The sequence below is a fragment of the Burkholderia sp. LMU1-1-1.1 genome (assembly GCF_040675865.1).
Lineage (GTDB): Bacteria > Pseudomonadota > Gammaproteobacteria > Burkholderiales > Burkholderiaceae_D > Rugamonas.
Map to the genome: position 1 here is coordinate 413,374 of NZ_JBEGHG010000012.1, position 14,819 is coordinate 428,192.

Below are 14,819 nucleotides of genomic sequence, written 5' to 3' on the forward strand. Positions count from 1 at the left end.
TCCAGTAAAAAAGCCCTTCCGGCGCGCGCCGGGAGGGCTTTTTTTATGGCGGCGGCCGGCGCGTCAGTAGAACTTGTACTCCGCCGTCAGGCGCACCGAGCGGCGGCTGACGTCCTGGTTGTCCTGCGGGATCACGCCGCCCGCCGCGTTAAAGGCGCGCAAATCCACCGGCGGGCGGTTGTTGGTGAGGTTGCGCACGAACAGCGACACCGTCAGGTCCTTGACGCCGGTATAGCTGAGGTTCCAGTCGAGCCGCTTATAGGCCTTGATTTGGCACTCGTCGGCGCTCCATTTGCGCGCGGCGCACCCCGCCAGCGTGTAGGTGTCGTCGAAATAGTCGTCGTTGAGCGCGGTCTTGCTCTGGTAGGTCAGGCGCAGGCTGTTGCTGAAGTCGCCGGTCTTGAGCGCGGCGTTGACGTTGGCCATGGTCTTCGAGTAGCCGTAGCGGCCCGCCAGGTTGTCGCCGTAGTTGTTCAGCGCCGAGCTGAAGTACTTCAGGTCCAGCAGCCGGGTCGCGTTGGCGCCCAGGTCCAGGCGCCCGATGCCGGTGTTGAAACGCGTGTTGGCCGACAGGTCGACGCCGCTGGTCTTGGTGCGGGCGACGTTCAGGAACGAGCCCGTGGTCGAGACCAGGCGGCCGGCGGTCACGCCGTATTTGGCCTGCTCGGCGGCGGTGAAGGTCTTGTCGGCCGACAGCGGCTCGCGGTTGACGACGCCGGCGGGCTGGTCGGCTTCCGACGCCAGCAGCTCGTCGGTGCTCTTGTTGCCGATCTCGTCCTTGCGCTCGATCTTCCAGTAGTCCAGCGAGATGTTGGTGCCGTTGACCGGTTCGAGCACGAAGCCGACCGTGCCCATGTGGGTGGTTTCCGGTTTCAGGTTGGGGTTGTTGCGCACGATGCTGGGCACGCCGGCGGCGCACTCGTTGCCTTCGACGGTGTCGGCGCGGGCCAGCAGCAGCGCCTTGTTCGGATCGCTGGCCGGCAGCGCGGCCGACTGGTTGCGCAGGTCGCTGCCGAGCTCCTGGGCCTTGCCGCAGCGCTTGGGATCGGCCACGCTGGGGCTGAAGGCGAATTTGCTCGACTGCGCGCTTTCGGTCAGGTTGGGCGCGCGGAAGCCCGATTCGGCCGTGCCGCGGAACATCAGCGCCGACGTCGCTTTCCACGTCGCCGCCAGCTTCGGCGAGGCGTGCGCCTTGAAGCCGGGGAATTTATCGACGCGGGCCGCGCCGGTGATGTCGACGGTGGACGTGACCGGCAGGTTGATCTCGGTGAACGCCGCCTCGGTGGTGCGCGAGGCGTCGGCGGTGGCCACGCCGTAGCCGACGACGTCGCCGGCCAGCAGGTTGGCGGTGGGGCTGATCCTGAAGCTCTCGCGCCGCACCTCGACGCCGGCGGCCATGCCGATGGCGCGCCCGCCGATCTTGCCCACTTCGCCGCTGATCTTGGCGTCGGCGAAGTACTGGGTGATCTTGCCGTCGTAGCCCTGGGCCGGGAACAAGGTGTTGAGCACCTCCGGCGAGTTGACCTGGCCGATCTTGTAGCCGTGGTTGAAGAAGTTCGGATCGAGCACGCTGCCGGTGTCGGGGTCGAAGTTGTTGTAGTCGCCCACTTCCTTCTTGAAGCCGCTGTCGCTGAGCGAACCGTAGGTGCGGTCCTTGGTCTTGCTGCCCATGACGCCGGCCGCCGTTTCCCAGTCATAGCTGTTCCACGTGCCTTTCAGGCCGCCCAGCACGCGGTACTGGTCGCTGTCGGTCTCGCGGTAGGCCGGTGCGTCGGCCCAGCGGTAGCGGAACTCGACGTCCTCGCCGGTGGTGTTGAGCGGATGGCTCGCCGGCAGGTACTGGTAGATGAAGCTGCGGCCGTTGCCGGTGGCCGGATCGCCCCAGATCGCGTTGGCGGTGGTCGAGCCGTAGGTGCCGAAGGCGTTGGTGTAGTTGGTCTTGGTGTGCGAGTAGAGCGCCTCGGCGAATGCCTCGGTGCCGCCGCCCAGGTTCAGTTTGCCCGACAGCAGGCCGTTGACGCGGTCCGACTTCGGCACCGCCTCGAAGCGGCTGAAGCGGTCGTACACGCACAGGCCGGCGCTGTTGACGGTGGCGCAACCAGGCACGGCGCCCTGGCCGATCAGGTTGCCGGGGTAGGAGTAGGTCGACGGCGCGCCGCGGTCGCCGAACATCAGGCCGCTCTTGGGCGCGACGGCCGAGAATTTGTCGCCGTAGGCCGGATTGATGTCGTCGACCACGTCGCGCCAGATCACCTCGCCGCGCTTGAACACCTCGAGGTTGGCCAGCACGTTGAACTTGTCCTTCTCGAAATCGCCGAAGCCGGCGGTGATGCTGGCGGTCTTGGTCTTGAACTGCTGGTTCTTGAGCGACTGGTCGTAGCTGGCGCGCGCCTGCACGCCCTGGTAGTCGGAACGGGTGATGATGTTGATGACGCCGGCGACGGCGTCGGAGCCGTAGATCGAGGAGCCGCCGTTGCGCAGCACTTCGATGCGTTCGATGGCGTCGAGCGGCAGCGAATCGAGGTTGGTGAACACTTCGTTGTAGTCGGCCAGCGCGTACGGGGCGACGCGGCGCGAGTTCAGCAGCACCAGCGTCGACTGCTTGCCCAAGTTGCGCAGCGAGACGGCCGAGGCGCCGCCGGCGAAGGAATTGGAGCCGCCGATGTCGGACAGCGCGCCGTTCGAGGCGGTCAGCGTTTCGAGCGCCTCCTTGACCGAGTTCACGCCGAGGCGGGCGATTTCTTCGCGGCGCATGATTTGCACCGGGGTCGAGGTTTCGGTATCGATACGTTTTAAGTTGGAACCGGTGATGATGACTTTTTCCAAAGACTTCGCGTCACCGTCCTGCGCGAGGACCACGTGGGACGAGGCCAGGGTCAGGGCGACCGCGGCCACCCCTGCTTTCAATGCTATTTTTGCCATTCAAACTCCCGAGAATTATACTGTTCGGCCTGATTGCCATATTTTCGATGCCGAAGGCGTCGCTTCGGCTCATTTAGTATAGTTGTCGGAATTCCAAAAATTTTCAGTGCTGAACTAAAATACAACACTTTTTCCCTTACCGATATGTAATGTTCGGCCGCGTATAACGCAAAAAAGCCTCCCGGTTCGCACCGGGAAGGCTTGGGTCCAACCGACCGCGACGGCCGCTTACAGGGTCACGCGCAGACCCACGTAGTAGCGGCGGCCGATCGGATCGTAGACCGAGGCGTCGGTTTCCGTGCCGGTGCTGTTGCCCGGCAGGCCGCTGATGATGCGTGCCGGCTTGCGGTCGAACGCGTTGTCCATGCCGAAGTAGATCTGGTAGGCCTTCTTCACGTCATACGTCAGCTGGAAATCGGTGGTCGTGTAGGACCCGATCTTCGGCGCGTCCTGCGGATTGTCGAAGTTGATCAGGAACTGGTCGTCCAGCTTCGAGCGGCCGGTGTAGGTGGTGGTGGTGCTGATGCCGACCGGTCCCCACTTGTAGGCCAGCGCCAGCACCGCCTTGTTGCGCGGCGACTCCAGTTCGCCGGCCGATTCGTCCTTGTCCTCGCCCGGCAGCGGGATGTCCCACAGCGTTTTCAGGTAGGTGTAGGAGGTCTGCACGGCCAGGCGGCCCGGACCCACGCGGTCCGCCCACGAGACGGTCATGTCGATGCCCTCGGTGCCTTTGCCGCCGCTGTTGGAGACGCCGGTGTCGCTGTACTTGATCGAACCGGCGTTGTAGGCGCCCTCGGACGTGGCGCGGCGGGTGATGAAGCTGCAATAGCTTGGATTGCCGCCGCCGTAGCACTGCGCCAGCGAGTACTGGCGCGGGGTGCTGACGATCGCCTCGCTGATATTGATCTTGAAGTAGTCGGCCGTGAAGGTGAACTTGCTCAGCATCGGGATCGAGCGCGGCGTGATGACCACGCCGACGGTGCTGGAGCGGCCCTTCTCGGCGCCCAGGTCGGGATTGCCGCGGTTGTAGCCGCTGATGCCCTGCTGGTCCGATTGCGACTGCGCGAACACGCCGCCGTTGGCGGCGATGTTGGCGTTGACGCCCGGCGCGGCGCGGCAGGCCACGCTCCTGGCGTCGCTGCTGGAGGCGGTGACGCCGATGCAAGGATCGACCAGGCCGCTAGGGAAGTCCTGGCTCGGCGGCGAGTACAGCTCGTTGATGTTCGGCGCGCGGGTCGACACGGCGCGCGTGCCGCGGAATTTGACGTCCGACACCGGCGCCCATTCGAAGCCGGCGTTCCAGCTGTTGGTGCTGCCGACGGTCGAGTAGTCGCCGTGGCGGAACGAGCCGCGGAAGTCCAGCGCCTTGGCGAACGGCTGGTCCTTGAGCAGCGGCACCCGGGTTTCGGCGAAGGCTTCGCGCACGTTGAACTTGCCGTAGGTCGGCGGAATCGCGTTGCCGGCGTTGAGGCCGGCCTGGGTCAGCGGGTCGGCCACGCTGCTCGATTCCTCGCTGCGCCATTCGTAACCGGCCGCGATGCCGATTTTGCCGGCGGGCAGTTCAAAGATGTCGCCGCTGACGGTGGCGCCGGCGATTTTCTGCGTGATGGCGGTCGATAGCGAGCCCGGCGCCGTCACGTACTTGAGCGCTTCCGGGCTGATGGTGTTGAAGCCGAACACATTGAGCGGCACGCAACCCTGGGCCCGGGCCACCGGATCGGCGCACATGACGCCGCCGTCCGGGTTGGGGATGGCTTCGAGCGCCGAGCGCGCCGTCAGCGTGTTGATCTGGCCGGTGGAGTTCTGCGATTCGGTGGTGTGGCCGTAGCTGACGAAGGCGTCGTAGTTCCAGTCGGTCAGGAAGGTGCCTTTGAGGCCGGTCGCCAGGCGCAGGGTGCTGCGGTCGACGTTGGCATGGCGCGGGCCGAACTCGGCCAGCCGGCGGTTGAAGTTGTAATCCCTCAAGCCGTCGCCGTCGGTGTCCTCGCTGCCGTCGAACAGGTTTTGCGGCACCAGCGGATTGCGCACCTTGACGCCGTTGATCAGCGACTCGGCCGGCACCTGGCCGCCGTTGTTCTTGTAGATATCGGCCGAGGTCATCGGGTACGGCTCGATGTTGGTGCTGACTTTGGTCTGCGCGTACGTGCCTTCGAAGAACGCGTTGTGGTTCTCGTTGATCGCCAGGTTGCCATTGGTGGCGAACAGGAAGCGCTCGGTCGGCACGGCGATGGTGCGGTATTCGGAACGGTTGAAGCCGGTCGCCGCGCGCGTGGCGGTGCCGTTGGTCGACCACGGGATGACATTGCCGTTGCGGTCGTAGGTGAAGGTGCTGCCGTCGGCCAGGAAAAAGCGGCCCTGGGGGGCAATGCCGGAGTAGAACGGTGACAACGGGGTGAACAGGTCCTTGGTGTCGCCGGTGCTGCTGGCGCCCAGCGAGGTCTGGTCGACCGCCGACCCCAGGCGCGCGCGGTCTTTCGACATCACGGCGCCTTGTTTGCTGTAGCCGAAGTGGCCCATGATGTTGCTGGCGCCGTCGGCGCTGCTGGTACCGAAGGTCAACGCCAGCTTGCGTTTCTGGTCGTCGTTTTTCTCCCACGCGCGCCCGGCCGAGCCGTCGATCAGGATGCCGTTGAAGTTGCGTTTGAGGATGATGTTGACCACGCCGGCCACTGCGTCCGAGCCGTAGGTGGCCGAGGCGCCGCCGGTCAGCAGTTCGACCCGCTCGATGAAGTCGATCGGGATCGTGTTCAGGTCGACCGCCGTGTCGCCCGGCACGCCCGAGACGAAGCGGCGGCCGTTGACCAGCACCAGGGTGCGTGAATCGCCCAGGTTGCGCAGGTTGACGGTCGACACGCCGCCGCCCGAGGTCAGGAAGTTGGAGTTGGTGCGGCTCAAGGTCGGCACGCCCATGGTTGGGTTCTTCTGCATCAGATCCTGCAGGTTGACGGCGCCGGAGGCGGCGATGTCGGCCGAGGTCAGGATCTGCAGTGGCGACGGCGAGTCGGCGTTCGGCGACGAGATGCGCGAACCGGTGATCTGTACCTTTTGAATCGGCTCGGACGCGGCTTCCTGCGCATGGGCGGCTTGCATGCCTAACGCCAGACCGGTGACGCAGATCATGCGCACCGACCGGGATAGTGTTGTCTCTTTCATCATTTGCAACTCCCTGAGTATTTTGAGTGGTTGTCTAATTGTCGAAACATCATTTTTTCGACCAACCACTGTAATCAGTCGTTGTCGGCCCTGTAAATACAAATACTTAATAAAGCCAAAAAACCAACAATAGCAAGATGATAGTGACGCTGCACCGTTGTGGTGCAGCCACAAACTGCCCATTTCACTTGACTTTGGCAACTTGTTTGCGGCGTTATTTGCAGCCTCACACGGAAACCTCGCCAGCGAGTCGAGGAACGCGCAATTCAAGTTTTTCTTCGAGATAATATTTACCACCCCGGTAAGGGCATTCGAAACGTAGGTGGCGGAGGCGCCACCGGTAAATAACTCGACCCTTGCGATAAAATTGGTCGGAGTAATGTTGGGACCGACTGCGGTAACGTCCGGCACGCCGGAACCAGAACGGCGTCCATTAATCAATATAGAGGCGCGCCAATCGCCCGGACTGGGCGGATTCACTTTGGTGATGCTGGCGCTTGCAGTGAGGAAATTGGAATTGATTCTATCGACGGTGGACGTGCCCATTGTCGGGTTTTTTTGAAGTAATTCCTGCGGATTCGTCGCACCGGAGGCCGCGATATCGGCCGAGCTTAATACTTGCAATGACGACGGCGATTCAGCAGCGGGGGAGGCGATACGCGAGCCGGTAATCAGCATTTTCTGCATTGGTTCAGTAAATTCCTCAGCTTCGGCGGTGGTAGCGTCGAATACCAAGCCGCCAGCGCAGATCATGCGGACCGAGCGGGTGAGTAATATTTCTCTTGTCATTATCCGGCTCCTTTTGATTGTTAGCGGGATGTCACCGTTAAATAGACAGAAGAGGCAGCCGAAGAGTTCCCGGCTTGCGCAAGCTCGTTTTTGGCTTTTACATGCCAATTTCTGGCATGAAGCCAAGCTGAAATGCGCCTAAAAACAAAAAATGGACGAAAAAAAGCCGGGACGCATCCCGGCGGTAGTTGCATGAAAGCGAGGGCTTTATAAACTCATTTATAAATGCCGGAGCCCACCAACATATCGTCGACCTTTTCCACATAACCCGCCTTGGATTCAACCGCCTTCGTCACGGGATTCGGCCATTTGAAATCGACCCAGCCGCTGCCTTTGGTTTTGGCGAGTTCCACCATTTCCTTGATCATCGGCTTTCCCTCATTATCTTTGAGGCCGATTAAAGGTTTGCCGACCATCTTCGGATTATTACCGTGGGCTAAAGCGACGCCATTCAGATCATAAACATAGACATATAAATCGCGGTCATGGAAATTGGTGTTGGCCGGATCGGAAATGGCTGCAAAAGCTTTTTCCTTGCCGTCCGATTTAATCAACGCGACGGCGCGCTTGACCATGGCGACGGCTTCTTCCCTGCTTCCTTTGTCCGCCGCATAAGCGGTCGTGGACAGCGCCAGCAGGCTGAATGCCACGGCGCTCAATAATGTTTTCATGTCAGTTCTCCAGGTTAAGTGAAATAGCAGCGTGGCGCCGTGATCCAGGTCTCGCTCGATATTCTGACTGTACATAGTACTTCACTTAATCGGGAGTCCCGTTGTTACCCGGCAACGTTTTCTCCAAAGATGAGTTGCCATAGAGCTAATACGTGGGGCACATGATCGGCCATCAACCCGGGGTCGACCCGGGCCAAATCCTGGCCCTGCAAGCGCAACTGGTGCTGCAGCTTGCGTAACTGCCGGTACGCATCGCCGACCTTGGCGGCCAGGTCCGCCGGGATCAAATCGAGCTCGGCGAACATCTTCAGCAAGGTGATGTTGCCAATATTGATCGTCAGTTGAGGGTAGGTCGAGGCGTGCCGCAGCACCAGGTACTGGACGATGAATTCGATATCGATCATGCCGCCCGGGTCGTTTTTCAGGTCGAACATCTGGCTGTGGTTGGGCTTGGCGTCCACCATCCGTTTGCGCATGGCCACCACTTCGCGTTTCAGCGGGCCGTCGGCGGGACGCTCCTTGCGCAGCACCGCCTCGCGGATCTGCTCGAAGCGTTCGCCGATGGCGGCGTCGCCGGCGCAGAAACGCGCGCGCGTCAGCGCCTGGTGCTCCCATACCCAGGCGGCCGTGTTCTGATACTTCTCGAACGAGGCCACGCTCGACACCATCATGCCGCTGGCGCCGTCCGGACGCAGCGCGGTGTCGATGTCGAACAACGTGCCGGCCGGGGTTTGCGATGTCATCCAGGTAATGAAGCGCTGCGCCAGCTTGGCGTACTGGGCCGGGGCGTCCTGGTCCGCGTCGTCGTACAGGAAGATCACGTCCAGGTCGGAGACGTAGCCCAGTTCCTTGCCGCCCAGCTTGCCATAGGCGATGACGGCGAATTGCGGCACCTCGCGGTGGCGGGTGGCGATGGTCTGCCAGATCGCCTTGATGGCGGCGTCGACAATCTTGTCGGCCAGCGCCGACAGGTGGTCGGCCAGCTTTTCCACCGTTAGGTCGCCGGCCAGGTCCTGCGCCAGCAGGTGGAATAGCTGGGCGTGGTGGATTTCGCGCAGGATGTCCATCTGGCGCTCGGTGTCGCCCGGCGCGGCGGCCAGCTGCGATTCCAGTTCCTGCGCCAGGACGGCGGGGTCGAACATGGCGTTGCGCACGCGGTCGTCCAGCAGCTCGTCGAGCAGGATGGGGTGCAGGCTGAGGAATTGCGCGGCCCAGCCGCTGGCGTGCACCATGCGGATCACCCGCGCCAGCGTGTGCGGATACTCGGTCAGCAGCGACAGGTAGGCCGAGCGGCGCGCCACCGCCTCGAGGAAGTCGAGCAGGCGGCCCAGGGTGGCCAGCTGGTTGCCGCCGCTCGACTCGGCCGAGCACTGGATAATCAAGGGCAGCGCCGCGTTGACCAGGGCCAGCAGCCGGTTGCGGCTCGCCTCCGGCAGCGATTGCAGGCGCGGCGCCTGCCAGGTGGCGACCAGGCGCTTGGTGGCCACCTCGGGGGCGTCGAAGCCGAGTTCGGCGAAGCGGGCGATCATGGCGTCGCGGTTGTCGGGATCGGCGCATTCGTTGCTCGATTGCGGGTTGATGTCGTTTTCGCTGCCGCTGGTCTTGTCCGAGAACATTTCGTCGAACTGCCCGGCGACGAATTGGCGGTGCGCCTCCAGCTGGGTCAGCAGCGTGGCCGTGTCGGGCAGGCCCATCATCCGCGCCACCAGCAACTGGTCGGCCTCGTTGGCCGGCAGGGTGTGGGTTTGGGCGTCGTCCAGGTATTGCAGACGGTGTTCCAGATTGCGCAGGAAGGTGTAGGAAGCCAGCAGTTGATAGACGATCGCGTGGCTTAGCAGGCCTTTTTCAGCGATGATGCGCAAGGTGGTGCGGGTCGAGCGGTCGCGCAGCGCGGCGTCGCGGCCGCCGCGTATCAGCTGGAACACCTGGGCCAGGAATTCGATTTCGCGGATGCCGCCCCGGCCCAGCTTGACGTTGTTGCTGCGGTCCGGGTGCAGCCGCTCCTGGCGGTTGACCTCGGCTCGGATTTGCGCGTGCATGTTGCGGATGGCGTCGATGACGCCGAAGTCCAGGTAGCGGCGGAACACGAACGGCCGCACGATGGCGTCGAGCGCGGCGATCTCCTCGGGTTTGCCGGTGACGGCGCGCGCCTTGACCCAGGCGTAGCGCTCCCATTCGCGGCCCTGGACGATCAAATATTGCTCCACCATATTGAAGCTGGCGGCCAGCGGACCGGAGCCGCCGTTGGGCCGCAATGCCATATCGACGCGGAACGTGTAGCCATCTTCCGTGATCTCCGCGATGGCCGCGATCAGCTTCTTGCCCAGGCGGATGAAAAACTCGTGGTTGGACAGGCTGCGCTGGCCCGGCGCCACGACCACGGTGTCGCCATCCTCCGGATAGACGAAGATCAGGTCGATGTCGGACGAGACGTTGAGCTCGCGGCCGCCCTGTTTGCCCATCGCCAGCACGATCAGCTCCTGCGGCAGGCCGGATTCGCGCCCGGTCGGGGTGCCGTGTGCGGCGGTCATCTCGGCGGTGAGTTCGCGCAAATGCTGCTGGATGGCGAAATCGGCCAAGCGGGTCATGGTTTCCACCACCTCGGCCAGATTGGCCCGGCCTTCCAGGTCGCGACGGATCAGTCCGCACACCAGCAGATTGCGCAGCCGGCGCATGGCGCGCTGCAGCGGCAGCGGCGCAGCGCCGTCCGGCACGGCGGCCGCTTCCCTGGCCAGACAGGCGTCCAGGTCGATCTGCGCCAGCGAAAACTGCACTAGTTCATCGATTTTGGCGGCGCGGTCGGGCGCGGCGGCCAGCCAGCGTTGGTAGAAGCGGGAGGCGGATGGGGTGACAGACGTGGTGACTGCGGGGGTGACTGCGGTGGCGTTCATAGTCTGCTATTGTTCCGATGCAAATAAGTTGGCTTCCGCCGGACATGTAAAACCGCCGCAACAAGGGCTAACAGGCGCTGTGTTAGCGGTGCGATGCGGTAGAATGCGCAGACTGGGAAGCTTGAAAAAACCGAGTGTAGCGATTTTATTTGACGCATGGCCTGATTTATTAGCTTATTGATGCAAAAACAAGAAGAGGAGACCGTGACAGACGAGGGGCCATTGGCTGCCCGCTGGCACCGGCTTCGTGCCGCCTACCGCTTCTGCAATCTGGCCACCCACCATGTGCTGGGGTTCTCGCTCAAGCTGCTGCTGTTGCTGTATTTCGCCTTCACCATCCTGTTCCTGGTGCTGCGCTACGCCGTGCTGCCGAACATCGACCACTACAAGGGCGATATCGAGCGCGCCGCCAGCCGCGCGGCCGGCAACCAGGTCACCATTTCCCGCATTTACGCCTCGTGGAACGGCTTGCGCCCCAGCCTGTACCTGGGCGATGTCGTGCTGCACGACAGCCAGGGCCGGCAGGCGCTGGCGCTGCCGGGCGTGTCGGCCACCTTGTCGTGGTGGAGCGTGCTGGCGGGCGGCCCCCGTTTCGAATCGCTGGTGCTGACGCGTCCCGACCTCGACCTGCGGCGCGAAGCCGACGGCCGCCTGTACGCGGCCGGCATGTATCTCGACCCCAACAAACCGAGCGACGGCAAGGCCGCCGACTGGCTGCTGTCGCAGCGCGAGATCGTCATCCGCGAGGGCCGCGTGCGCTGGACCGACCAGTTGCGCGCGGCGCCGCCGCTGGCGCTGGAGGGCGTCACCTTGGTGTTGCGCAACAAGTGGCTGCGCCACCAGTTCGCGCTCAAGGCCACGCCGCCGGCCGCGCTGGCCGCGCCGCTCGATGTGCGCGCCGACTTTACCCATCCCGCCTTCGCCAGCCGCGTGTCCAATGTGTCGATGTGGAAGGGCGAGCTGTACGCCGACATCCGCGACACCGACGTCGCCGCCTGGAAAGCCTGGATCGATTTCCCCTTTGTGCTGAACAGCGGCGGCGGCTCGCTGCGCACCTGGCTCGGTTTCGACCAGTCGCGTTTGACCGCCGTGACCGCCGATGTCGGCCTGCGCGACGTCTCGGCGGTGCTGGGCAAGGACTTGCCGCAGCTCGACCTGCGCGAGCTGACCGGCCGCATCGCCGCGCGCGAAGACAGTCCGCCCTTGGCGTCGCCGGCCGCCAAGGGCGCGGCAGGGCAAAAGTTCGGCGAGCGCGGCCACAGCATCGAGTTGACCAATCTGACGCTGACCACCAGCGACGGCCTGGTGATGGCGCCGACCTCGCTGTCGGAAACCTTTGTGGCCGCCACCGCGTCCAGGCCGCAGAAATTCCAGCTGCGGGCGCCGCAACTGGACCTGCGCACGGTGGCCGGCCTGGCCGAGCGCCTGCCGCTGACCGCCGGCCGGCGCAAGCTGCTGGCCGACGCCGCCCCGCGCGGCCTGCTGCGCAATTTCTCCGCCGAGTGGACCGGCGCCTTCCCGGCGGTGCAGTCGTACCGCGTCAAGGGCGACCTGGTGGGCGTGGGACTGCAGCCGCAGCCGCCGCGTCCGGCGCAGGCGAAGACCGGCAAGACGCCGGCCACCGCCGCCGTGCCCGGCATTCCCGGTTTCGACAACCTGACCGGTGCGATCGACGCCACCGACAAGGGCGGCCGCTTCAGCCTGGATTCGGAACAGTTGATATTGCAGATGCCGGACCAGTTCAGCGACGCGGCCATGCCGTTCGACAGCCTGAACCTGAAGGCGCGCTGGTCGTTCGAGCCGGACAATCAATTGCTGTTGCAGATCGACGAGATGGCCTTCCTGCAGCAGGGGTTGAGCGGCACCTTGCGCGGCACGCACACGATGCCGCTGGCCGGCAAGGGCATGGGCAAGGCCGATCTGACCGGCACCCTGAACAACTTCGAGCTCAACCGCATCGACCGCTTCCTGCCGATGCAGACGCCGCACGATCTGCGCGCCTGGCTGACCGGCGCGCTCGAGGGGGGCGTCGCCAGCGACGTCAGCGTGCGCCTGCGCGGCGACCTGGCGCATTTCCCCTTCCACGGCGAGCACGCTTCGCAAGGCGAGTTCCGCGTCGCCGGCAAGCTGACCGAGGGCAAGCTCAATTATTCGCCGAATCACTATCTGCAAGACGGCAAGGTGCTGGGCAAGGACGGCAAGCCGCTGCCGCTGTGGCCGCAGGCCGAGCACATCAAGGGCAGCTTCGTGTTCGACCGCGCCCGCATGGAAATCCATGGCGACACGGCCACCACCGGCGGCGCCGCGCTGACCCGGGTCAAGGCGGTGATTCCCGATCTGACGATCCACGATTCGATGCTGGAAATCGACGGCAACGCCGCCGCGCCTATGCAGGAATTCCTCAAATATGTCGCCAACAGCCCGGTATTGGGCTGGATCTCGCACTTCACCGAGGACACCCAGGCCAGCGGCAACGCCACCCTGGCGCTTAAGCTGCAGTTGCCGCTGTCGCACATGATCGACGCCAAGGTGCAGGGCGCCTTGCAGCTCAATAACAACGACATCACCTTGATGAACGATTTGCCCCCGGTGCAGGCGGCGCAGGGCAAGATCGAATTCAACGAGCACGGCGTCAACCTGAACCAGCTGTCGGGCATCTTCCTGGACGGGCCGATCGCCATCACCGGCGGCAGCCAGCGCGACAACGCCATCGTCATCAAGCTGGGCGGCATGCTGACGGCCGACGGCTTCCGCAAGACCTACACGATGCCGGTCATGCAGCGCCTCGGCAGCCATTTCTCCGGCGCCACCCGCTACAACGGCACGGTGACGGTGCGCGACCACCAGTTGACGGTCGCGGTCGATTCCAACCTGGCCGGGCTGGGCCTGGACTTGCCGGCACCGGTCAACAAGGCGGCGCCGGAGGCGATGCCGCTGCGCTTCCTGCTGACCAGCGGGCTGACGCCGGACGCCAACAACGCGCTGCACGACGAAATCCGCATCGCCCTGGGCACCGGCATCGCGGCGCGCTACCAGCGCCAGAAGGTCGCCAAGACGCCGTGGAAACTGGTGCGTGGCGGCATCGGCGTCAACACCCCCGCGCCGGAACCCGACAGCGGCCTGGCGGTCAACATCAGCCTGCCGGCGTTGAACGTCGATTCCTGGCTGGACTTCGGCAACGCCGTGGGCGGCCAGCATGAGCCATCGGGCGCCGAGGGCGCGGCCCCGGCCGACGCCACCGACTTCGCCCAATACGTGGTGCCGGACACCATCGCCGCCCGCAGTAGCGAGCTGGTCATCGGCGACCGCAAGCTGGAGAACGTCGTCGTCGGCGTCAGCCGCCAGAAAACGGTGTGGCAGGCCAGCATCGATTCGACCCAGGCCAACGGCTACCTGACCTGGAGCGAACCGTCCACCGGCCACGGCTTGGGCAAGGTGACGGCGCGCCTGTCGTCGCTGGTGATCCCGGCGTCGGCGTCGAAGGAGGTGCAGGATCTGCTGTCTGACGGCAAGAGCGCGGCCGCGTCCATCCCCGCGCTCGATGTCGTGGTCGAGCGCCTCGAACTGTTCAACAAACCGCTGGGGCAGCTGGAGCTGCAGGCCAGCAACGCGCAATTGCCGAGCGAGAAGGCGCGCGAATGGCGCATCAACAAGCTGTTGCTGGCCAACGCCGACGGCGAACTGACCGGCACCGGCAAATGGGTCACCCGCGAGGGCGCGCACAACACCAGCCTCAATTTCAAGCTCGACATCGCCGACGCCGGCAAGTTGCTGGACCGCTTCGGCTTCGCCGGCACGCTCAGGAACGGCAAGGGCTCGCTCAGCGGCGACATCGCCTGGAAGGGCTTGCCGTATTCGCTGGACCTGCCGAGCCTGGAAGGCCAGATCACGATGAACGTGGAAAAAGGCCAGTTCCTCAAGCAGGACCCGGGCGCGGCCAAGCTGCTCGGCGTGCTGAGCCTGCAAGCCTTGCCGCGCCTGCTCAAACTCGATTTCCACGACGTCTTCTCGGAGGGCCTGGCGTTCGACGGCATCACCGCCAACGCCAGCATCCATCAAGGCATCGCCAAGACCGACAACTTGAAAATGCACGGCGTGGCCGCTACTGTATTAATGGATGGCACCGCCGACATTGCCAACGAGTCGGCCAACCTGCATGTGGTGGTGATTCCGGAAGTGAATTTGGGCACGGCCCCGCTGGTTTACGCGCTGGCCGTCAACCCGGTCATCGGCCTTGGCAGTTTCCTGGCGCAGCTGTTCCTCAGCGCGCCGGTGATGCGGGCGCTGACCTATCATATGCAGGTCACGGGGCCGTGGAAGGCGCCGGTGGTCACCAAGCTCGACGGGGCCAGGGCGGAACCGCCGCCGGCCGCCAAGGGCGCGCATTAACTTT

The 14,819-nt window shown here is 64.2% G+C and carries 5 protein-coding genes and 1 pseudogene; 1 reads left to right on the forward strand and 5 read right to left on the reverse strand.

All coding sequences use genetic code 11. The features are described 5' to 3' along the window. Positions 1-63: 63 nt before the first annotated feature. The 5 genes and pseudogenes from MRBLMU1_RS13690 to glnE form a co-directional block, all read right to left on the reverse strand. On the reverse strand, positions 64-2,922 hold the full coding sequence (locus MRBLMU1_RS13690; RefSeq protein WP_363502172.1) for a TonB-dependent receptor plug domain-containing protein: 2,859 nt from the start codon (positions 2,920-2,922) through the stop codon (positions 64-66). Positions 2,923-3,150: 228 nt separating this feature from the next. After that, entirely contained in the window at positions 3,151-6,078 is a 2,928-nt protein-coding gene (locus MRBLMU1_RS13695) for a TonB-dependent receptor domain-containing protein (RefSeq protein WP_363502394.1), read from the reverse strand. A gap of 303 nt (positions 6,079-6,381) precedes the next feature. Beyond that, positions 6,382-6,864 (reverse strand): annotated as a pseudogene (locus MRBLMU1_RS13700) (TonB-dependent receptor plug domain-containing protein); the annotation flags it as partial. A gap of 215 nt (positions 6,865-7,079) precedes the next feature. Beyond that, positions 7,080-7,535, reverse strand: coding sequence for a cache domain-containing protein (locus MRBLMU1_RS13705; RefSeq protein WP_363502174.1), 456 nt, complete (start codon positions 7,533-7,535; stop codon positions 7,080-7,082). Between the two features lie 104 nt (positions 7,536-7,639). Then, positions 7,640-10,426, reverse strand: coding sequence for a bifunctional [glutamate--ammonia ligase]-adenylyl-L-tyrosine phosphorylase/[glutamate--ammonia-ligase] adenylyltransferase (gene glnE, locus MRBLMU1_RS13710; protein WP_363502176.1), 2,787 nt, complete (start codon positions 10,424-10,426; stop codon positions 7,640-7,642). Positions 10,427-10,606: 180 nt separating this feature from the next. On the opposite strand from glnE, the gene MRBLMU1_RS13715 reads away from it, so the two are divergent. Beyond that, the gene (locus tag MRBLMU1_RS13715; protein ID WP_363502178.1) at positions 10,607-14,815 is read left to right on the forward strand and encodes a YhdP family protein; all 4,209 of its coding nucleotides are present in this window, start codon (positions 10,607-10,609) and stop codon (positions 14,813-14,815) included. Positions 14,816-14,819: the final 4 nt, after the last annotated feature.